This window comes from Cupriavidus necator A5-1, assembly GCF_000744095.1.
GTDB classification, from domain to species: Bacteria; Pseudomonadota; Gammaproteobacteria; order Burkholderiales; family Burkholderiaceae; genus Cupriavidus; species Cupriavidus necator_A.
In genome coordinates, this window is the sequence record NZ_JQLI01000001.1 from 1,240,581 (window position 1) to 1,260,759 (window position 20,179).

A 20,179-nucleotide genomic window follows, 5' to 3' on the forward strand; every position below is an offset into this window, starting at 1 on the left:
GGTCCAGCCGACATGAAAGCCATCGTTATTCAGGAATTCAATGCACCAGATGCCGTCACCGTCGGCGACCTTCCCGACCCGCAGGTTGGTGACGGCGACGTGCTCGTCGAAGTGCGCGCCGCCGCGGTCAACTATCCCGACGTGTTGGTGGTGCAGGGCAAGTATCAGATCCTGCCGCAATGCCCGTTCGCACCGGGCAAGGATGCCGCCGGCGTGGTACGGGCCGTCGGTGCCAACGTGACCCATGTCCAGCCTGGCGACCGCGTGGTCGCGCAACTGGAATACGGCGCGTTCGCCGAATTCGTCAGCGTGCCTGCCGATTCGTGCTTCCGTATCCCGGATGTCATGCCGTTCGAAGACGCGGCCGCCATGGGCCTGGTCTATCAGACCGCCTACTTTGCCCTGGTGGAGCGTGGTGGATTCCGTGCCGGCGAAACCGTGCTTGTCACTGGCGCTGCCGGCGGCGTCGGCTCGGCGGCCATCCAGATCGTCAAGGGCCTCGGTGGCATCGCGCTGGCCGGCGTCAGCGGCACCGAACACGCGCAGGCGGCACGGCAACTAGGCGCCGACGCGGTGATCGATCTGTCCACCCCCGACCTGCGCGAATCGCTGCGCGAGCAGGTGCGCAATGCCACCTCGGGCCACGGCGCCGATGTGGTACTCGACACCCTGGGCGGCGATGTCTTCGATGCCGCACTGCGTGCGATGGCGTGGTGCGGGCGCGCCGTGGTCATCGGCTTCGCGGCAGGCCGCATTCCCGAGATCAAGGCGAACTATCTGCTGGTCAAGAACATCGCCGTCAGCGGCCTGCAATGGAGCGACTATCGCGATCGCCAGCCGGAGAAGGTGCTGGCCGTTCAGCAGGAAATCTTCCGGCTGTATCAGCAAGGTGCGCTCAAGCCGAAGATCGCCAGCGCCCTGCCCCTCGCGCGCGCCGGTGAAGCGCTGGCGCGGCTAGCCTCGGGACAGGTGTCCGGCAAGTACGTGCTGACACTGCACTGAGACCTGCCAACCGATCCCGGGCGCATGCCATGCCCGTCTGCAGCCGTGGGATGTCCCACGGCTGTCGCTGTTTTTGCGGCATCCCCCACCCTTCCCCGCTCTCCGGAACATCATGAACACAACTTCTTACTCAATCATCACCATTAACACGCTGGGTGTCGTCGGCACCGGCGCCATGGGCCGCGGCATCGCGCAGATCGCCGCCCAGGCTGGCCTGACCGTCAACCTGTACGACGCCAACCCGCAAGCGGTGGCGGCCGCCCGCCAGTACCTGCAGGACACGCTGGCCAAGCTCGCCGACAAGGGCAAGATCAGCGCCGCCGACGCCGAAGGCACGCTGGCCCGCGTCAAGCCGTGCGCTGCGCTGGAGGACCTGGCCAACAGCGACATGGTGGTTGAAGCCATCGTCGAGAAGCTGGAAGTCAAGCGCGACCTGGTCGCCAGGCTGGAAGCGATCCTGCGCGAGGACGCCATCATCGCCTCGAATACCTCCTCGCTGTCGATCACCGCGATCGCCGTGGGCGCAAAGCACCCGGGCCGCGTCGCCGGCTACCACTTCTTCAACCCCGTGCCGCTGATGAAGGTGGTCGAGGTCATCGACGGCCTGTCGGGCGACACCGCCGTGGGCGACGCGCTGATGGCGCTGTCGCGCCGCATGGGCCATACGCCGGTGCGCTGCAAGGACATGCCGGGCTTTATCGTCAACCATGCCGGCCGCGGCATGAATATCGAAGGCCTGAAGGTCGCGCAGGAAGGCGTGGCCGGGTTCGCCGACATCGACAACATCATGCGCGAGCAGGCCGGCTTCCGCATGGGCCCGTTCGAGCTGATGGACCTGACCGGGCTGGACGTGTCGCACCCGGTGATGGAATCGATCTACAATCAGTTCTACCAGGAACCGCGCTACCGCCCCTCGCCGATCACCGCGATCCGCGCGGTCGGCGGGCTGATCGGCCGCAAGGCCGGCGCCGGCTTCTACCGCTACGCCGATGGCCAGAAGCAGGTGCCGGCGGCCGCCGCCGTGGTGCCGTCCGCGCGCCCGTCGAGCGTGTGGGTGAGCCACGCCAGCGAGCGCGGCCATGCCATGGTGACCAAGCTGCTGGGTGCGCTGGGCGTGACCCCGGAAGGCGGCAACAAGCCCTCGGCCGACGCACTGATCATCGTGACGCCGCTGGGCCTGGACGCCACCACCAGCGCGCTGCAACAGGGCCTGGACCCGGCCCGTACCGTCGCCATCGACACGCTGCTGCCGTTCGAGGCCACCAAGCGCCGCACGCTGATGACCACGCCGGCCACCAGCGCCGCCGCCCGTGACGCCGCGCACGGCCTGTTCGCCAGCGACGGCGTGCCGGTCACGGTGATCCGCGATTCGGCCGGCTTTGTCGCGCAGCGCATCCTCTGCTGCATCATCAATATCGCCAGCGATATCGCGCAGCAGCGCATCGCCACGCCGGCCGACATCGACCTGGCCGTCAACCTGGGCCTGGGCTATCCCAAGGGCCCGCTGGCACTGGGCGACGCGGTCGGCTCGCAACTGGTGCTGGAGACGCTGCGCAACATGGAAGCGCTCACCGGCGACATGCGCTACCGCCCGAGCCCGTGGCTGTGGCGCCGTGCTGGTCTCGGCATGTCGTTGCTTTCGACCCAAGCATGACTATGGACGAGGCTCCCGTCTTTCACCCATTGCCAGGGCCAACCCACCCGCGGCTGGATCTTCCGCCCCTGTGCGGCCGACTCGCGCGGGAGTTGAAGCGTAGACCAAATCGCGGTAGGAATACCAGTTGCCCAGTACCCCCCGCACAGATCCCGGCGTGCCCCATTCGGGCACCGGGCTCCTACCTTGGGTGCTTGACGGCAAAGCGCTGTTCGGGCCATGGATGAAGGATTCGAGGTTTCGGAAGCCAGGCGTAGACCAAACTAAAAGTGGGTCTTCCGCAATTTGTGTGACGACGACGACCTTGCGTTGGAGGATGTTTTAGCGTGGAACGGGGTCGTCTCCGGCGCCCACCACCATTTTTGATGACCATGTGGGCGAGTCTGGTAGCCTTGTGCCGGCCGCACGGTTTCAGCCGCCTGCGATGGCGATCGGACCAGCGTCTCCAGCAGGACAAGGGAGGCCGCTCTTTCAGTTTGGCGTCATTACCCGCAACCGCAGAAGCTCGATGCTCGCGCGGCCATACATCTGACGCTTGAGGAACTTGAGCCGGTTGACGTGACCCTCGGTCTGGCCATTGCTCCATGGCAGCTTGAAGGCCGCCCGCACAGCCGGTAAGTCGGCGCGCAGGCTTTGCGCGAATCTGCGCATTTCCACAGCGTCGCAGCGTGACAGACGCTTTAGCCATCGATCGAACTGCCGCGGACTTCGCCGGTGCATGAGCCCGAGAAACTCCCGCGCGAGGCTGCGGACCTCGCCCACCACGGGTTCGATCTTGCACAGCGCCTGCACGAAGCGCTCGTGGTCCGCGCTCCTGGGCTCCTCGACGGCGAGCTTCCTCCAACCGACAAGCCATCCGAACACGCGCCGGGCCGACGGGCACGGCATCGTCCGCACGGGTGCCTGAAGAAGCGGTACCTTGCCCTGCGGAAAGAGGAGTCGGACCACGCAATTCCGCACGGCGGCGCGACTGCCCGTATAGCCTCGCTGCTTGAGTTCTTGCCAGATCAGTTCAGGAAAGCGACAGCCTTGGGCGATTCGTTCCTCGATATAGGTGCGATAGGGATCCAAAGGCGTCGGGCCCCGCGCCCTGGGTGCGCGCTCCGGGAAGGCCCCCGCGATGACGAAGTTGCGCACGGTTCGTTGGTCAATTGAGAGCTCGCGCGCGATTCCTTTCATCGTGCCGCCCTGGGCATGTAGCGCCATCACCCGCTCGTACAGCGCCAGCCGCGTGGCGCGTCGCTGATCGCTCAGGCGCTGCCATGACCACAGTGAGTTGCGGCTCAGCACCCGCTGCCGGCCCAGGGTCACGCCACCGACCTCGACTTGCTGCGCGGCTTGGCGCAGTTGCGGCCCGAGTCGGTACAGCAGCCTCTCGACGTTGTCGCGCAGGTTGCACAGCAGATGCCAGCGATCGGAGACTTGCCTGGCTGCGGGCAGCGCAATGTCGACCGCCTCGGAGTAGGCCCCGGCCCGATCCCTGGCGACGATCTCGATCGATGGGTGCGCACGCATCCACGCGGTCACCGCAGTTGCTTCTCTGCCGGCAAACACTGCGATCGGCTCACGTCGCTCCAGGTCGACGATGATCGTTCCGTACTGGTGACCGCGCGCGATCGCCCAGTCGTCGATGCCGACGACCCGCGGTCGTGGTTTGCGCTTGCGCCCAGGAGCTCTTCGCAACTCCCGCAGCACGGTGTCGGCACTGGTGTGCAAGCCCAAGACGTTAGCAAGCCGGGCCGCCGCCTCACCACCGAGGGCGTGGCCCAGCGCGTGCAACGCCCGAGCCTGCGATTGCGTACGACGTTGGTGCCGACCGGCCAAGGCGTGGATGTTCACGGCAAACGTACGACGGCGGCAGCCGGCGTTCGCACACTTGAAGCGACGCACCTCAACGGCGAGAACAACCCGCTGCTCGAGCATCGGACGTTCTTCCAGCCTGCGCACATAGCTGCCGTGGCGTCGGTTACTCCAACAACGGCAAGCAGGACAAGTTGCCGCACGAACCGTACTGCAGGCTGCGACAGTGATGGTTTCCCCTCGCGCGTCGCTGGAGACGACGCGCTTACCCACACGGGCGAGAATACGATCGATCCCACCGAGAACTTGGCTCATGGTAATGATTAACGTAGGGCCAGATCGGCCCGGAATCAAGCCCTCGACGCGGCCGTCACACAAAGTGCGGGAGACCCAGAATTGCTTCGTTCTACGACAGTACGCCGGACACACATGTGTGAACCGACCCGAGCTTGAGCACCCACCGGCTGCTTCGCGCTTCAGCGCCGCGCTCATGCTCGTCCAGTGCGTCAACAGGTCGCGTGCCCGGCGATCTGCAACAGCGGGAAACCTTCCTTGGCGCAACGGCCCTCCGGCCTGCCGCCGAAGGTGCCACCCCTACCCGCCCGTTGCCAGCTTCTTCCCATGCGCCGCAATCTCTCTACGGAAGAGTTCCGCCATGGTCTCCGCCGCCAGCGACAGCGGCGTATCACGCAGGCTCAGTATGCCTAGCGTGATCGACGGCAGGGGCATGCGCAGCGGCACGCGGGTGACCTGCTGGGCGTAGGGTTGCACGCTGAGCCAGGCGGCGGGGCAGGAGAGCAGCGCATCGCTGCGCGTCATCAGGTTCCAGGTCACGCCGAAGCTGTTTGTCGTAATGATGCGCTGGGGCACGGGAATTCCGGCGCGCTGCAACTGGCCGACCATATCGGTGTGGTGGCTGCCGGGCGCTAGGTGCATCAGCCATTCGCAGTCGAGAAGCTGCTCCCATTCTGTGGCTTTCGCCAGCGGATGGCCGGGGCGGCAGCCGACAATCATTTCCAGCGTCTGCAGCGGCTCAAAGCTGAACTCAGGGGCGAGGGCTTGGTGCACCGGGGCGGCAACGGCAAAGTCAATGGAACCGTCGCGCAGCGCATGGTCTTCGTGGGCGATCGGCGCGCCGAAAAGGGCCAGGATGCCATCGCCGAGGGCTTTGGCCACATACCCCTCATAGTGATGCACAGCTTCCATCATCAGCGCCACAACCGGGTCGCAGCTGACGGCTGACCACCGCGACGCTTACGCCACTTAACCCCGGCCTTATCCGATTTTATTGAACCAATTCACATCCATCATTTCATCTGACTAACACAGATGGCTTCGATATTGACAGATCTGCGGTAGGTGTCTACGATGGCTAGCAGTCATCGGGGTCCGCCAATGAACTGAATTGACCCACTTCTATAGCCCTGCAGGAGACGTAACGCCATGGCAAAAGCCTTTGCATCACAAGCCGACCTTGAAGTGAAGAAGGTCACCTTTACCCAGCTGTCGGAGAACGCTTACGCGTACACGGCGGAAGGCGACCCCAATTCCGGCGTCATCATTGGCGACGACAGCGTTCTGATTGTCGATACCACCGCCACCCCTGCCATGGCGCAGGACCTCATTGCGAGGATTCGCAGCATCACGGACAAGCCGATTAAGCACGTTGTGCTTTCGCATTACCATGCTGTGCGGGTACTGGGCGCTTCCGCGTACTTCGAGGAGGGGGCACAGCACGTCATCGCCAGCCGCGGCACTTACGAGCTGATTCAAGAGCGGGGTGAGGCCGATATGAAGTCGGAGATTGAGCGCTTCCCCCGCTTGTTCGCCGGTCTCGAAACCGTGCCGGGACTGACCTGGCCGACCTTGGTCTTTGAGCGTGAACTCACGCTGTTCCTTGGCAAGCTCGAAGTGAAAATTCTGCACCTGGGTCAGGGGCATACCAAAGGCGACACTGTCGTCTGGATTCCCTCGCAGAAGGTGCTGTTCTCCGGTGACCTGGTTGAATTCGACGCCGCTTGCTACTGCGGTGACGCGCAACTGGAAGAGTGGCCCACCACCTTGGAAGCGCTGCGCGGGCTGGGGGCCGAAAAGCTGGTGCCTGGCCGCGGACCTGCGTTGACGACGCCGGAAGCAGTGCAGCAGGGGCTCAACTATACGAAAGACTTCGTTACCACGCTCTTGGAAAGCGGCAAAGCTGCGGTCGCGAAAAAGCTTGACCTGAAAGGCGCTATGGCTCTGACGCGTGAGGCAATGGACCCGAAGTTTGGTCAGGTTTTCATCTACGAGCATTGCCTGCCGTTCGACGTTACGCGAGCTTACGACGAGGCGAGCGGCATCAAACACCCTCGAATCTGGACCGCGCAGCGTGACAAGGAAATGTGGGACGCACTGCAAGATTAAGGGCCCTCGCCTTCCGTTGCGCTGGAAGGTGAATTGCAACCCGGTTCGCCCCGCGACCGGGTTTTTTTTATTGTGTGCGAATACGTCCCGACCGAGCCGTATCCGCACCGGTCACGTTAGGCTTGCGATGGGACGATGACTCGGGGCTCGACCAGGAACGTCGTAATTTCGTCGATGAACGTCTGAGCGTGTGCCATGGTGCGTACGCCTTCAGGCGAAGCGAACGCAGCGTTGAGCGATTCTGGGTCGGTGAACCAGAGTTCAACAACGCCATCGATAGGCAGTTCGCCATAGCCACAGGGCGTGCCCTTGGTTGCTTCACGTTCCACGACGAGGTTCTGACGGTAGCCTGCCACACCAGGCATAAGCTTCACGAGGCGCGCGTGTTCGACTCGCCATTCGCGTTCAAAAGTTGCTTCATCGACGTCGGAGCGTCGACGCAGGAATGACATGCGTTTGAGGAGCTTGCGGCTCGGATCAGGTGCATTCACCTCTCGCCGGTCGAGGGTAAGGATGCGAAGCCGGCCAATGAAGCGTGCTTCGTCTTCGGCAAGCGCCGGGGCCACTTCTGATGCGAAAGCTTCACGCATCGCGTCGACATTCTCGAAAGTCAGGTCGGAAAAGCCGTCGACATGCTCGGGACCTCGCTTGTAAGTGATACCCCGCTGCGCAGTATCTATAACATGGTTTTGAATGTAGCTGCGAAGCCCCGGAAGGCGTGCTGCGAGTGGGCCGTGGACTTCAGTCCAGTAGCGACGGAAGTCCTCTTGCGACCAGTCGGTCTTTTTGTTCAACAGTCCCATACGAACAGTCATGACGATGCCTCCATTTGGCTGGTGGTGGGTGGTACAAGTATCGTGTTGGCGGATGGCGTCGAGCCATCCGCCTTCAAGCGGCGCAACTTCGCTTTGTCCAGTGTCACGCCCGGCAACTATGGGTTGCCTTGGCATACTTAGAGCCAGCTCTGCTTCACCGCTTAAAAGGAATGACGCACTCCGATAACGGCCCCTGCTTGGTTCTGTCCTGGATTTGCGTTGCCGAACGACTTCCCTGAGTCGAAAAAGCCAAGGTTGGCCGAGCCCTTGTTCTTCGTGTATCCCAGCGACGCGTATAGGTGAGTACGTTTGGAGAATGCATAGTCAGCATTCAGCGCGAACAACCAAGGGTCGCTACCCGTGTTCCTGAAGTCCTGGAAATAGGCAGCGCCAGCCAACGTGACGGCCGGCGTGACCTGCAAGTTGACGCCGGCCCAGTAGAGATTGGAGGCCTGGTTGCCGATACCCGGCGCCGCACCGGGCACGATGCCCCCGTCATACCCTCTCGCCCACCGATAGCCCGCGAAGAACTTGCCTGCGCCTACGGAATATGTCGCAGCCGTGGAGGCGCGTCTGACCTTCGCGTCCGGCGATTGAGTCAACGTTCCAGTGTTGATTTCGTCGTAGGCCGCGGCAACGCCGAATCGGCCGATGTCGTACGTGAGGTAGCCACCGTACTCGCGACCAAGCTTGGGATTGCCAGGTACCTCGCTCCCGTTGACGACGCTACTATCTGCACCGAAACTATAGAAAGCCGAGGCTTTCAAGCCGCCAAATACCCCAACATACTTCACAGTGTTGTCGGCGCGTCCGACGAAAAAGGGGTCTTGGGTAAATACGGAGTACTTTGTGGCTAGCGTCATCGGGTCGTAGTTGCCCACGAAGTCGAAGAATGCGTTCTGTTGGCGGCCCAAGAGAATGTTTCCCCAAGGCGCTTGCAGACCTACATATGCCATCCGCCCAAAGAGCCGACCACCCTGACCAGATTTCCCGGTATCAGCGTCGAAGCCACTCTCCAAAACGAACACGCCTCGAAGGCCGCTTCCGAGGTCCTCCACACCGCGAAGGCCCCAGCGCGAACCGGCAATATTTCCTGACGTCAACCGATAGACGTTGTCGCCGTTCCCGGGCTGGTGATTGGCATACTCGATGCCGGCATCCACCACGCCATAAAGAGTCACCGACGACTGGCCGAAGGCTGAGGCCGCCGTCAGGGACATTACTGCACCGAACAATGCTTGTTGTTGAAAGCCAATCCGTCTCACAAGTTTCTCCTCCACTGCTCTCTTGGTAGTTACTACGATTAATCTTTGGACGAGTGATGCCCTGCAGACGACCTAGTCGTCCGCATACCAAAGCCTTGTCCTGTCTAAGAAAGGTGGTCCCTCTTGCTAGTGACCTTTGAGATGTGCGAGCCTGCCGTAAGCCATTGCTAGCACCGGTAGTGCGATGGCTGCCAGCTCGAACAGCGGCGCCTCGCCAAAGGAATCGACTACAACTGCGGCGATTGCCATTCCGATTGCCTGCCCGAAGAACAGACTCGCCGAAAACAGGCCCACGGCGGTTCCTCTCGCCTGTGGGACCATTTGCGTGGCTTGAGTCTGCAGCGTGTTATGAAGCATGTAGAAGCCCAGCCCCCCGAGGAAGCACCCGAGGAGGCTCCACTCCCAGCGCGAGCCGGTCGCAACGGTGGCAAAGCCCAACCCGAGAAAGACACCGCCCCAACTGGCCAAAGCGCGAATCGTGAGCCGCCGTATCAACACCCTGGAGACAAAGACGTAAGCGAGCCCTCCAGCTCCGTACATCGCCATCACGCCACCCGCCGCGCCCAAGCCAAGACCGAACTGCCTGTGCAGGTAAGCGGGTACGAACGCGAATCCCGCAAGCGTGAAAAGCCCTTCAATCGCCGTGATAAGCAGAATGATGCGCGCCCACGGCTCGCCGAGCACGGTTTGGATTTGTTTGGCGAAGCTAGCGTTGGCGGCCATATCCCGCGCCGCACGGGATGCCTGTCTATGCACCAGAAGGGCCGCCACGGCGAAGCCCGTGGCCAACACCCAGAAGACGGCGCGCCAGTCGATGGCTTCCGCAATAAGCCCTGACAACCACTGGCCTGCAATCAGCCCCCCGACTGTCGCGAACAGGTATCGAGCCAGAACCTGCTGGCGGCCCTCAAACGGAACCGTGTCGCCAATCCTGGCCATGCTCATCGGGATAATCCCGGCAGCGGCGGCCCCAGACAGCCCCCGCGCCGCTGCCAGAGAAGTCATGGTAGGCGCAAGCGCCGCGAGGACATTCGCTATCGAACAAGCCGTCAACGCCACTGCAATGACACGCAGCTTTCCAAAGCGGTCGCCGAGCGGCCCATAGACCAGTTGAAGCAAACCATAGGCCAGCACAAACGCCGATATGGACTGCGCCGCGGCACCGACAGGCACCGAGAAGTCCGCCGCCAACGCAGGAAGCAGCGCGTCGCATGCTCGCATTGACGCCATACTCAATGCAGCAGCCACGCCCAGCGCCCCAAGTGCCACGGCATTCCCTGAAACAGCGGCTCCGGAAGAGATCATCATTGCTCCGCCTTCCAGGTCAGCCGCCCAGGTAAGCCGCACGCACCTTCGGGTCATTGAGGAGCTGCTTTCCGGTGCCGGTCAGGATGACTTTTCCCGTCTCCAGTACATAGGCACTGTCTGCTGCCGACAGCGCGTTGCAGGCCATCTGCTCGACCAGAATGATAGAAAGCCCGGTGTCACGCAGCTTCAAAATCGTTTCGAAAATCTCCTCGATGATGAGCGGTGCGAGACCCAGTGAAGGCTCGTCCAACAACAGCAAACTGGGGTCACTCATCAGGGCCCGGGAGATCGCCAGCATTTGCTGTTCACCGCCTGACATCGTTCCCGCATGCTGGTGCTGTCGCTCCTTCAAGCGCGGAAAGCGTTGGAACTCCCGCTCCAACCTCGCCGACAGGTCGCCTGGCGACAGGCTTCTGCAAAGCGCGCCGAGCAACAGATTGTCCCTGACAGACTGGTCAGGAAAGACACCACGCCCCTCAGGAGACAGAGCAATACCGAGCTTCACGCGTTCATGCGCAGGAGCATTTTCGATGCGCTGACCGTTGAATTCGATGCTTCCGGAGCGCACCCGCTCCACGCCCGCGATGCTCTTCAACACGGTGCTCTTGCCCGCGCCGTTTGCTCCGATAATGCTGACGACCTCGCCGCGACGGACTTCCAGGCTGACGCCCTTGACCGCCTCAATGGCACCGTAGGAGACTCGCACGCTGTCGAGTTTCAGGATGGAATCGTTACGCATGGGCGACAGCTCCTGTTCCAAGGTAGGCTTCAACCACCGCTTTGTTCGATTGAACTTCCGCGGGGGTTCCTTCAGCAATCTTGACGCCGTAATCGAGGACCACAATGTGGTGCGACACGCGCATCACCATGTCCATGTGATGCTCGACCATAAGCATGGTGATGCCCTGGTTCTTAATCTTCACCAGGTAGTCACACAGTTCCGCCGTTTCCTGAGGGTTCAACCCTGCCGCAGGTTCATCGAGCAAGAGAAGCTGAGGCTCCGTTGCCAGTGCGCGTGCCAGTTCCACGCGACGCTGGAGTCCATAGGGAAGGCTTCCTGCGGGCGTGTCGCTTAGCTGGTCCAAATCGAGGAATTCCAGAATCGCTGTAGCGCGCTGCGCTGCGTCCGCTTCTTCGCGCCTGGCGTTCGGAAGTCCGAGCAGGGACGACCAGAAACCATTGGCCATGCGGCTGTGCCGGCCCACCAGCACGTTGTCAAGAACAGACAGCTCACCGAAGAGGCGCAGGTTCTGAAAGGTCCGACCCACGCCCATGGTGCAGATGTCGTGGGGGCGACGACCAACGATGTCAGTGCCGTTCAGCTGGATGCTGCCCTCATCGGGACAGATAAGTCCGCTTAGCATATTAATCATGGTGCTCTTGCCCGCACCGTTCGGACCGATAAGCGCGTTGATTTCGCCGCTACACAGGCTGAACGACACGTCCTTGGCCGGCTTCACACCGCCAAATGCCTTACTAACACCACGCACAGCAAGCATCGACCCGTCTGCCTGCGCCCCACGTCGGCCTGCCGAAAAGATTGGCGTGACGCTGTGGCGGGCGGCCCCTTTGACAGCCTTCGAGCTTCCCCGGCGAGACTGGAATAACCCCATCACACCGTTCGGCATCACGTAGAGGGCAAAGAGCAACAGCAGGCCATAAATCAAATGCTGAACGAAGGGCCAGCGACTCAGGAGCGCATCGACAAGCGTCAGCACAATCGCACCCACCAGCGGGCCCATCGACGAACCTGCCCCGCCGAACAGCACCAGGAGCAAGATGAAGATGGAAAGATGGAAGCTGATGAAGTCTGAATTGATGTACTGGTTCTGCTGAGCAACCAGTGCTCCCGCTATGCCGCAGCACACCGCAGCGATGACGAAGGCCAGGACCTTGGCTCGGTACACACGCACGCCCACAGACGATGACGCAATTTCATCAGCCTGGAGGGAAAGGAACGCGCGACCGAATCGGCTCGCCAGCAACGAGCGAAGCAGAAGATGTATCGCTACAGCGAGGGCAACGCCGAAGATGACCCACTGAATGCTGCTGAACGCGGTGCCTTGCCAGGTCAGGGCGCCAATTCCGTAGATACCCTGCGCGCCACCGAATACTTCGGTCCATTCGGTAACCAGCTTCTCGACAACGATGCCAAACGCGAGCGTGACCATGGCCAGGTACGGCCCCTTCACGCGAAGAGACGGCAAGGCAATCAGGACGCCAAAAGCGCCGGAGATGACCGCTGCCAGCGCAAATGCCAGCCAAGGATTCACGCCATACTTCGACGTCAGTAGCGCCGCTGAGTAAGCGCCGGCGGCGAACAGACCCGCTTGCCCCAGCGATTTCAGGCCGGCAAAGCCCACCAGCACGTTCATGCCGGCCGCACAGATGTAGTAGACGCACATCATGAACATGATGCGCAGATAGTAGTCATTGCCTAGGGCCACCGCGGTTCCGATGAAAGCCGCGGCCACAACGCCGACAAGAGCGAAATGAGCAGGTGCTTTCATACCTTCTCCACAGTGCGGAAGCCAAAGAGACCGTTCGGTCGGAATGCGAGAACAAGAATCACGAGAGCAAAGACTGCCACCTCCCGCCACTGCGCCTGCCAGAGGTTGATAAGCTGTTCAAGAACGCCGAGCACGAAACCGCCGATAACGCAGCCACGCGGATTGTTCAGCCCGCCCACCATCGCAGCGGAGAAGCCCTTCAGGCCGACCGCGATACCCATAAAGAGCGAGGCTTGGGCAATGGGCGCCAAAAGAAACCCGGAGAGTCCGGCGAGAGCCGAACTCACCAGGAAAGCACCAATCATTACCGCGTTGACGTTGATACCCATCAAAGATGCCACCGTCGGGCTGTGAGCCACGGCGCGCATCTTCTTGCCGAGCATGGTCTTGCGCATGCTCCAATCCAGCGCGTACATCACGAGCACAGACACCACCAAGATGAGAATTTCTTGGGGACGAATGCCGACCCCAAAGACCCGAATGACCTCGTCACCAAGCGGGCTCGGCACCACGATGGGCTTCGGGCCCCAGATAGCAAGGCCTATGCTCTGCAATACGATGCCGAAGCCGAGTGTGCTCATTACCCAGTTCATACCCGGCTTACCCGAGAACGGCTTGATTCCAAGCAGGTACATGAGATACCCGAGCAGTGCGGCAACGACGAGGACCACCAAGAGGGCAATCAGCTGCATTCCTGCATTTGGCATCAAGGTCTGGAAGGAACTCGATGTCATGGGTAGTCCTACCAGCAGAAGCAGTACGCTGACGCCCGCAAAGGAACCCGCGGAGACAAAGTCACCATGCGAGAAATTGAGTGTCTTTGTGGTGGTGAAGGTGACGCTGAATCCCATAGCTACCAGGCCATAAGCGGCTCCGACAGCCAGGCCGGCGAAGAGCGCCTGCAACAGGCTAGTCAATGCCGTGCCGCCTCCGATGGCTGCTACGGGAGACAGTGTCGCCGTGCCTTTCGCGACTTGACCTTCATAATCAGCCTTCGTGAGGCTGGCGATGACAGCGTCGGAGTAAGGGAGCAGCTTGCCGCCCTTCCACTTGGTCCACACCAGGTCGTCGGCCACGATTGCCTCGTGCTTGGCCGCTGTGAAGGGATGCACATACGACTTCATGACGCCTTGAACCGGCTTGCGCAGGTTTTCGAGCGCGTCTTTCACCTTAGCGCCGTCCGTCGAGCCGGCCTGTTCAATGGCAGCGGCAAGCAGCAGGACCGCGTCGTAGCCATGTGCCGCAAAGGGAAAAGCGCTCGGCGCCTTCATGTCCGCGGCGATCCTGTCAAAGAGAGATTGTTGCCTGGGATTGCGATTGTCAGTAAGGGTCCGCATGAATATCGGCTTTTCTGCATGGACCGGACCGGCGGCATCAAGGAAGGATTGATTGTCTGCAGCCCACGAAGACAGCAAGAGCGGGTAATACCCGATCTTCTCCATGCTGCGGACGAGCTGGGCGATTGGCGTCGATTGGGCCCACACCACGATGGTGTCGACATTGGCCGCCCTGAGTTTGTTCAGCTGCGAGGTCATGTCGGTGTCGCTGACACCGAAACGCTCGACGGCAACCGGCTGCACACCTTGGGCAGCTCCCAGCTCCTGAAGGTCCTTGAGTCCCCCTTGGCCATACCCGGTGGTCTCAGCCATAAACCCTACACGCTTCGAAGTGGGATTCTTCCGCAGATAGGCCAGCAGGCCCTTGATTTGCTCTTTGTCCACCATGGAGACACGGAACATATAGTTCTCGGCCCCGGAAGGACTTGTGATGGTGGTACCCGACGCAATCGTGGTAACAACCGGAATCTTCCGTTGATTAGGAATGTGTTTCCACGCAAGCGCGTTGCCCGAGTTCGTCGGCCCAAGAATGGCGACAACGCGCTCGCTGTCGATAAGTTCGCTCATGTTCTGGATAGAGCGCGGCGGTTGCGACGTGTCATCGCGCACAACGAGCTCCAGGGGACGTCCCAGAACGCCTCCGGCTGCGTTGATATCCTTGATCGCAGCGCGCATTCCCAGCACGCTTGCCTGCCCGCTTTGCGCGGAAGGGGAAGCCGATAGGTCCCCATTGAAGCCCAGTCGGATATTCTGCGCATTTGCGGGGGCATAGGTCGTGCAAAGGACGGCCGCAAGTGCAAACGCGCAGCTTATGAGGCGACGGATAGACATATTGTCTCCATTGATGTGAGTGAGGCGGCGGCATTAATCCCGGCCGCCTCGTTGGCGCTCTCAGGCGCCTCGTCAACTTTTCACACTGACAGAACTAGATGGCGAGGAAGCCTCCATCGACCGGAAGCGTTACGCCGGTGACATAGGACGACATCGCAGACGCTAGGAAAACCACCGGGCCTACGAGCTCTTGCGGCTGTCCGACACGCCCCATGGGGATACGTGCCATGAAGCGCTGCAGTCGTTCAGGCTCTCTCCGGGTGAACTCACTCATCGCTGTTTCGATAACACCCGGCGCGATGGCATTCACGCGCACGCCGTCAAGTGCCAGCTCCGCGGCAAGCGATTGCGTGAAGAGCTTGATGGCACCTTTGGTTGGCGCATAGGCCAAAGGCCCGGCCTGGCCAGCGAAGGACGCAATGGACGCAACATTGATGATGCTGCCGCGCGTTTCCCGAATGGACGGCAGGAACGCGTAGGAAACATTGAACGTACCCTGCACGTTCACATCGAAGGTCTTCTTCCAGTTCGCTTCCGCTCGCTCGCTATCGATTCCTTCGCGAATCAGTATCCCGGCGTTGTTCACCAGAATGTCGACTCCGCCGACCTCCTGAGAAACTGCCAGCGCTACGGCCTTGCATGCTTGTGCGTCGGTCACGTCCAATGCATATGCCCATACTTCAGCGCCTTCCGCTGCGACCAGCCCCACAGTCTCGGAGAGCGTTTGAGGATTCATGTCCGTCGCGACGATTCGCGCACCGCAGCTCGCGAGGCCGGTGGCCAGTGCACGCCCGTTGCCCTGGCCCGCGCCAGTGATTACCGCGGTCTTTCCATGGAGCGATACCTGGGCGGCAACCGAGTTGAACTTTGTCATCAAGGTCTCCTTCGTTCTTATGCAGCCCGTGGCTGTGCCAAGGTGCTCTTGTTGGCGTTCGAGCGTTCGCCGTTACGGGCTGCCGCAAGATGCTGACCTGCGACGTAGCCGAAAGTAAGGGCCGGCCCGAGAGTGATACCGGCACCCGGATAGTTACCGCCCATGATGCTGGAGATGTCGTTGCCCACTGCATATAGACCAGGGATGGTCTTGCGGTCACGGGTTAGAACCTGCGAATTCTCGTTCGTCACCAATCCTGCGAACGTACCGATGTCGCCGACAACCAGCTTGATGGCATAGTAGGGCCCGCTCTCGATGGGGGCTACGCAAGGATTGGGCCTATGCAGAGCATCGCCCTGATACCGGTTGTACGCCTTGCTTCCCTTGCCGAATTCAGGGTCTTCGCCACGGACAGCATGGACATTGAACTTCGACACCGTCTCTTGCAGTGCTTGGGCGGCCACGCCAATAGCAGAGGCCAGTTCAGCAAGCGTCTTGCCACGCTTGAGATAGCCATTGCGGATGTATTTTCCGATGGGCATCGGCGACGGTGGCACGCAGCCCAGTCCATAGGTGCGCAACGTCTGGTGGTTACAAATCAGCCAGGAGGACACTTCCTTTTCGCCCTTCGAGGCCTTCACCATGTCCTGGATGAAGTCGTGGTACGAATTGCCCTCGTTAGTGAAGCGCCGCCCTCGTTGACTCACAGCAATCACACCAGGCTTCGCACGGTCGATGAAGTGCGGCATGACGCCCTTGGAACCGTCTGAACGCGTGGTAACGGACGCGGGCACCCATGCAGCAGCATGGGGGATGGAGCCATCCACCCAACCGCCAGCGGATTCGCCGAGCCGCAGTCCGTCGCCGGTGTTGGCTTGCGGCGACGGGCTGAAGTGCTCCCGCCCTGTCGGCGCATGCGGAAACAGCGCTTTGCGGCGTTCGATGTCATGCGGGAAGCCACCGCAAGCGAGGACGACGCCTTGACGGGCAACGATTTCGACCCGCTGACCCTCACGTTCCACAACCGCTCCAGTGATGCGGTCTCCCGTGGCGACCAGCTTACGAGCCGTCGTCGAAAGCCAAACTGGAATGCCGAGGTCTGCCGCAGCCTTGTGCAGCCGGCCAGCCAGCGCATTCCCGTTGGTCAGCGTCATGCCGCGACCGTACCGGGCTACGTCGAGAAAGTGACGGGACAAACGTTTCGTAACGTAGACAAAGGACTCCAGCGAACGGAACACGCGCATGAAGTGCCAAATCTCCTTGCCCGAGCCAAGCATCATTCCGAACACGGTGAGTTCGGGGAGCGGAGGCGCAAGGTTCTTGATGAGCGGGCCGAGCTCCCGTCCATCAAATGGGCGCGCCACCATCGAACGCCCTCCTTGTACGCCTCCGCGTGCTTCTGCATGGTAGTCCGGGAAAACCGGCGGCATGTCGAACTTGACCGCGGTCTTTGACGTAAAGAAGTCAACCGCTTTGGGACCGTTCTCAACGAAAGCGCTGACGCGCGCCTCGTCATAGTGCGTCGTCGCTTCGTGCTTCAAATAGGTCTTCGCCGCATCGGGGGCCTCATGGATGCCCTGCTGTTTCGCCAGCGACGTACCAGGAATCCACAGCCAACCGCCTGACCGTGCGGTCGTGCCCCCGAATTTGGGCTCCTTTTCGATTACCAGAACCTTCAAGCCCTCATACGCGGCAGTGACGGCCGAGGCCATTCCCGAAGCGCCTGAGCCGATGACCAATACGTCACATTCGAAAATCTCTTTGTCCACCTGTTGCTCCTCATTCATGTCGGCTGACCGCGTAAGGACGGGCTGGCCGGGACCGTGAGCACAGTCTAGGCAGACTTTCGATATTCGTCAATGCGTCTGCTATTATCAGATGACACGATGTAATCAGATATGCTCGATATAGGAGAAAACCCCTAGTGCTACAATCGCCGCCACAACCCACTCTGAAACTTGCGCCAACCGTGGAAGCGAAGACCCGTCGAGGCATCCAGTCGATTGAAATCGGAAGCAAGCTCCTTATGGCCCTCGCTGCACACGGGAAGCCCATGGCTCTCGGGGAGCTTGCGAAGGCCGGGGGGATTACTGCCGGAAAGGCGCACCCCTATCTGGTGAGCTTCCTGAACGTTGGCTTCGTGACGCAGGAAGCCGCCTCCGGCCGCTATGAACTGGGGCCCCTTGCCTTGCAGGTGGGACTGGCGAAGCTGCAACAGCTCGACCCGGTCAAAGAAGCGGCTCCACACGTGTCCGACCTGGCCATCCAGACGGAGCAGAGCGTTGCCGTAGTGGTATGGGGAAATGCAGGCCCGGTCGTGGTGCGCCTGGTCGAACCCACGCACCCGATGCACGTCAACCTCCGAACCGGTACGGTGATGTCGCTCTCGAACACAGCCACCGGGCGACTTTTCGCGGCCTTCCTCCCGCCCAAAGTGGTCGAGAATTTCCTTGCCACCGACATGTCGCGGCTTGGACTCCATGCTGACCCCAAGCAACACGACCACAAAAAGCTGGAGGCGGAACTCGCTGAGATTCGGCGCCGCGGCATGGCCCGTACATTGGGCGAGCCAATTCCCGGTATCAATGCATTCAGCGCGCCGGTGTTCGACTTTGAAGGCAACATCGTCCTTGCTATCACCGTCATGGGGCCACTCGGTACATTCGAAGACGCGTGGGACGGCAAGATTGCGCAAGCCTTGCGCAAGTGCTGCGAAGAAATTTCGACACAGCTGGGCTACGGAAAGCAGCGAATCGCTGTTTAAGAATCTCCGAAACTGAGGATTTCCCCTCCTCTCGCCAATTCCCTCTTTGGCGAGCTCGGCATGCGCTATAACGATTAAAGCTGGACCGGGTTATCCCGCGCGTGCCGCACACACCGCCATTGGCCGCGCCACTCGCTCAGCGTAGAGGACACACTGGGGTAGAATTTCCTTCCACACAATTGGTCCGGCGGCCTACTTTAATAGCCATTGTTTCTCCTCTACAGTCGCTCACGCTAGAGCACCGTGTTACCCATGGAGAAAAAACAATGAAGCCATCAAAATTGGTATTTGGCATCGCCGCCTTTGCTGCCATCGTTGCCACGGCACCCACCATTGCAGCGGACGCGTCGCAATCGTCGGCCGAAGCCAAGGGCTCAATTGCCGCCCCACCCCTTAAGTATCTGTACACGTCCGTGTCCGACGTCTCGCAAGCGCGCGCGGACGCGTCCGCTACAGTAACCCGAGCACAAGTAAAAGCTGAACTTGCGAACGCCTGGAAAGAAGGAGCGCTTCCGTGGAAACCATTCGATTATCCACATAAGCCCGCTTCGTCCTACCAACGATAGGGTGTCCAGAACTCAGTGCGTGGCTGCCGTGCATCTGCGATGCAGCCACGCGGCCAAGCAATTCGAACCTCTAGTCGAGACTTCCTTGCTCAGCCTGTTGGACAAGCTCATCAACGACAGCTCTAACCTTGGGCAACAGATGTCGATTTCTCGGCCAAATGGCGTGAATCGGCATTTCCCCTCCCGAATGCCCGGCTAATACCTCGACCAATTCACCCCGTTTCAGGTGACCTCTCACCAGCCACATTGGCAGTTGTGACAATCCGCAACCGGCCAGCGTTGCTGCGAGCATGGCGTCCCCGTCACCGAACTCATGCGTGGCCGGTGGCGCATACCGATGCGCGATGCCATCTTGCAAAAGAATCCACGTCTTTACCTGGTCGCGGCGGAACCCAACAATGCAGTGATGGTTTGCAAGGTCATTGATGGTCGCAGGGGTTCCGCGCTGCGCAAGGTATTCTGGTGCCGCACAAACAGTCAGCCGTTGGGTGGTTAAGGGTCTCGCGACGAGCCCACTGCTGTCGGCAAGTTCCCCGATTCTGACAAGCAAGTCGATACCTTCTTCGACGGCATCAACGAATCGGTCATTGAATGTCAGAGTCAACTCCAGGCCAGCGTATCGCTTGGCCATGTTCAAAAAAATGGGGAGCAGTATCCGGCGGCCATACGCGGCCGGCATGTCAACCCGAATGCGACCTTTGGGAGACGTCTGCTGGGACTTAAGCGCCGCCTCGGCCTCGCCGATTTCGTTCATCGCCCGTTCGCAGCGAGCAAAGTAAGCCTCGCCGTCAATCGTCAGACTCAATCGCCTCGTCGTCCGGTGAAAGAGTTTGACGCCGAGACGCTCCTCAAGGCGCAAGACACTTTTTCCGACAGCCGATTTCGTGATGCCGAGCCGCTCCGCGGCCGCCGTAAAAGTCCCGGCGCGGGCTACTTCCACGAAAGTCATGATGCCGTTCAACTGGTCTAAGTGAGGCACGAAAGTATCCTTTTTGTCCACAAAGAAGCGAATCCAGACTGGTTCATTGCGTCGTAAGTCCGCTCTATAGT

Annotated in this window: 16 protein-coding genes and 1 pseudogene; 5 read left to right on the forward strand and 12 right to left on the reverse strand. The window is 60.9% G+C overall.

Annotated features, from left to right (window positions below; genetic code table 11):
- Positions 1–12: 12 nt before the first annotated feature.
- Complete coding sequence (locus tag K307_RS05455) at positions 13–1,002, forward strand: NADPH:quinone oxidoreductase family protein (RefSeq protein WP_042876824.1); 990 nt, start codon at positions 13–15, stop codon at positions 1,000–1,002.
- Between the two features lie 112 nt (positions 1,003–1,114).
- Positions 1,115–2,656 (forward strand): 3-hydroxyacyl-CoA dehydrogenase, encoded by a 1,542-nt coding sequence (locus K307_RS05460; protein ID WP_042876826.1) that lies wholly within the window; start codon positions 1,115–1,117, stop codon positions 2,654–2,656.
- 471 nt (positions 2,657–3,127) lie between these two features.
- Here K307_RS05460 and K307_RS05465 read toward each other — a convergent pair whose 3' ends face one another.
- Both K307_RS05465 and K307_RS05470 read right to left on the reverse strand, forming a co-directional pair.
- A complete protein-coding gene (locus K307_RS05465; RefSeq protein ID WP_080744900.1) occupies positions 3,128–4,771 on the reverse strand; it encodes an ISL3 family transposase in 1,644 nt (547 codons plus the stop codon).
- A 279-nt stretch (positions 4,772–5,050) separates the two neighbouring features.
- Entirely contained in the window at positions 5,051–5,584 is a 534-nt protein-coding gene (locus K307_RS05470) for a LysR substrate-binding domain-containing protein (protein ID WP_419187143.1), read from the reverse strand.
- 315 nt (positions 5,585–5,899) lie between these two features.
- Between K307_RS05470 and K307_RS05475 the strand changes: the two genes are divergently transcribed.
- Positions 5,900–6,859: an MBL fold metallo-hydrolase gene (locus K307_RS05475; RefSeq protein ID WP_042876830.1), complete on the forward strand. Its 960-nt coding sequence runs from the start codon at positions 5,900–5,902 to the stop codon at positions 6,857–6,859.
- A gap of 116 nt (positions 6,860–6,975) precedes the next feature.
- Here the strand turns inward: K307_RS05475 and K307_RS05480 are convergent, their stop codons facing one another.
- From K307_RS05480 to K307_RS05520, 9 genes and pseudogenes are all read right to left on the reverse strand, one after another.
- Entirely contained in the window at positions 6,976–7,674 is a 699-nt protein-coding gene (locus K307_RS05480) for an EthD family reductase (protein ID WP_042876832.1), read from the reverse strand.
- Positions 7,675–7,835: 161 nt separating this feature from the next.
- Positions 7,836–8,894: a porin gene (locus tag K307_RS05485; RefSeq protein WP_042876834.1), complete on the reverse strand. Its 1,059-nt coding sequence runs from the start codon at positions 8,892–8,894 to the stop codon at positions 7,836–7,838.
- 171 nt (positions 8,895–9,065) lie between these two features.
- On the reverse strand, positions 9,066–10,247 hold the full coding sequence (locus tag K307_RS05490; RefSeq protein ID WP_230625511.1) for an MFS transporter: 1,182 nt from the start codon (positions 10,245–10,247) through the stop codon (positions 9,066–9,068).
- Positions 10,248–10,263: 16 nt separating this feature from the next.
- Positions 10,264–10,986 (reverse strand): ABC transporter ATP-binding protein, encoded by a 723-nt coding sequence (locus tag K307_RS05495; protein ID WP_042876836.1) that lies wholly within the window; start codon positions 10,984–10,986, stop codon positions 10,264–10,266.
- Positions 10,979–12,757: an ABC transporter permease subunit gene (locus K307_RS05500; RefSeq protein WP_042876838.1), complete on the reverse strand. Its 1,779-nt coding sequence runs from the start codon at positions 12,755–12,757 to the stop codon at positions 10,979–10,981. The genes K307_RS05495 and K307_RS05500 overlap by 8 nt, the downstream gene beginning before the upstream one ends.
- Positions 12,754–13,608, reverse strand: coding sequence for a branched-chain amino acid ABC transporter permease (locus K307_RS50935; RefSeq protein ID WP_230625844.1), 855 nt, complete (start codon positions 13,606–13,608; stop codon positions 12,754–12,756). Before K307_RS50935 ends, K307_RS05500 begins: the two co-directional genes overlap by 4 nt.
- A 276-nt stretch (positions 13,609–13,884) precedes the next feature.
- Positions 13,885–14,925 (reverse strand): annotated as a pseudogene (locus K307_RS50940) (ABC transporter substrate-binding protein); the annotation flags it as partial.
- Positions 14,926–15,019: 94 nt separating this feature from the next.
- On the reverse strand, positions 15,020–15,799 hold the full coding sequence (locus K307_RS05515) for an SDR family NAD(P)-dependent oxidoreductase (RefSeq protein ID WP_042876840.1): 780 nt from the start codon (positions 15,797–15,799) through the stop codon (positions 15,020–15,022).
- Positions 15,800–15,816: 17 nt separating this feature from the next.
- Positions 15,817–17,586 carry an FAD-dependent oxidoreductase gene (locus K307_RS05520; protein ID WP_042876841.1) on the reverse strand — a complete coding sequence of 590 codons (1,770 nt, stop codon included), beginning with the start codon at positions 17,584–17,586 and terminating at the stop codon, positions 15,817–15,819.
- Positions 17,587–17,825: 239 nt separating this feature from the next.
- Between K307_RS05520 and K307_RS05525 the strand changes: the two genes are divergently transcribed.
- Both K307_RS05525 and K307_RS45670 read left to right on the forward strand, forming a co-directional pair.
- A complete protein-coding gene (locus K307_RS05525; RefSeq protein ID WP_051974681.1) occupies positions 17,826–18,563 on the forward strand; it encodes an IclR family transcriptional regulator in 738 nt (245 codons plus the stop codon).
- 266 nt (positions 18,564–18,829) lie between these two features.
- Positions 18,830–19,129 carry a DUF4148 domain-containing protein gene (locus tag K307_RS45670; RefSeq protein WP_080744902.1) on the forward strand — a complete coding sequence of 100 codons (300 nt, stop codon included), beginning with the start codon at positions 18,830–18,832 and terminating at the stop codon, positions 19,127–19,129.
- Positions 19,130–19,199: 70 nt separating this feature from the next.
- Here K307_RS45670 and K307_RS05530 read toward each other — a convergent pair whose 3' ends face one another.
- A complete protein-coding gene (locus tag K307_RS05530) occupies positions 19,200–20,129 on the reverse strand; it encodes a LysR family transcriptional regulator (protein ID WP_230625513.1) in 930 nt (309 codons plus the stop codon).
- Between the last annotated feature and the right edge of the window lie 50 nt (positions 20,130–20,179).

What these genes read in the sequence shown, in the direction of transcription:
- K307_RS05455 (WP_042876824.1), top strand. Translation starts at nt 13, where the DNA reads ATGAAAGCCATCGTTATTCAGGAATTCAATGCACCAGATGCCGTCACC.
- K307_RS05460 (WP_042876826.1), top strand. Translation starts at nt 1,115, where the DNA reads ATGAACACAACTTCTTACTCAATCATCACCATTAACACGCTGGGTGTC.
- K307_RS05465 (WP_080744900.1), bottom strand. Translation starts at nt 4,771, where the DNA reads ATGAGCCAAGTTCTCGGTGGGATCGATCGTATTCTCGCCCGTGTGGGT.
- K307_RS05475 (WP_042876830.1), top strand. Translation starts at nt 5,900, where the DNA reads ATGGCAAAAGCCTTTGCATCACAAGCCGACCTTGAAGTGAAGAAGGTC.
- K307_RS05480 (WP_042876832.1), bottom strand. Translation starts at nt 7,674, where the DNA reads ATGACTGTTCGTATGGGACTGTTGAACAAAAAGACCGACTGGTCGCAA.
- K307_RS05485 (WP_042876834.1), bottom strand. Translation starts at nt 8,894, where the DNA reads ATGTCCCTGACGGCGGCCTCAGCCTTCGGCCAGTCGTCGGTGACTCTT.
- K307_RS05490 (WP_230625511.1), bottom strand. Translation starts at nt 10,247, where the DNA reads ATGATGATCTCTTCCGGAGCCGCTGTTTCAGGGAATGCCGTGGCACTT.
- K307_RS05495 (WP_042876836.1), bottom strand. Translation starts at nt 10,986, where the DNA reads ATGCGTAACGATTCCATCCTGAAACTCGACAGCGTGCGAGTCTCCTAC.
- K307_RS05500 (WP_042876838.1), bottom strand. Translation starts at nt 12,757, where the DNA reads ATGAAAGCACCTGCTCATTTCGCTCTTGTCGGCGTTGTGGCCGCGGCT.
- K307_RS50935 (WP_230625844.1), bottom strand. Translation starts at nt 13,608, where the DNA reads ATGGGATTCAGCGTCACCTTCACCACCACAAAGACACTCAATTTCTCG.
- K307_RS05515 (WP_042876840.1), bottom strand. Translation starts at nt 15,799, where the DNA reads ATGACAAAGTTCAACTCGGTTGCCGCCCAGGTATCGCTCCATGGAAAG.
- K307_RS05520 (WP_042876841.1), bottom strand. Translation starts at nt 17,586, where the DNA reads ATGAATGAGGAGCAACAGGTGGACAAAGAGATTTTCGAATGTGACGTA.
- K307_RS05525 (WP_051974681.1), top strand. Translation starts at nt 17,826, where the DNA reads ATGGCCCTCGCTGCACACGGGAAGCCCATGGCTCTCGGGGAGCTTGCG.
- K307_RS45670 (WP_080744902.1), top strand. Translation starts at nt 18,830, where the DNA reads ATGAAGCCATCAAAATTGGTATTTGGCATCGCCGCCTTTGCTGCCATC.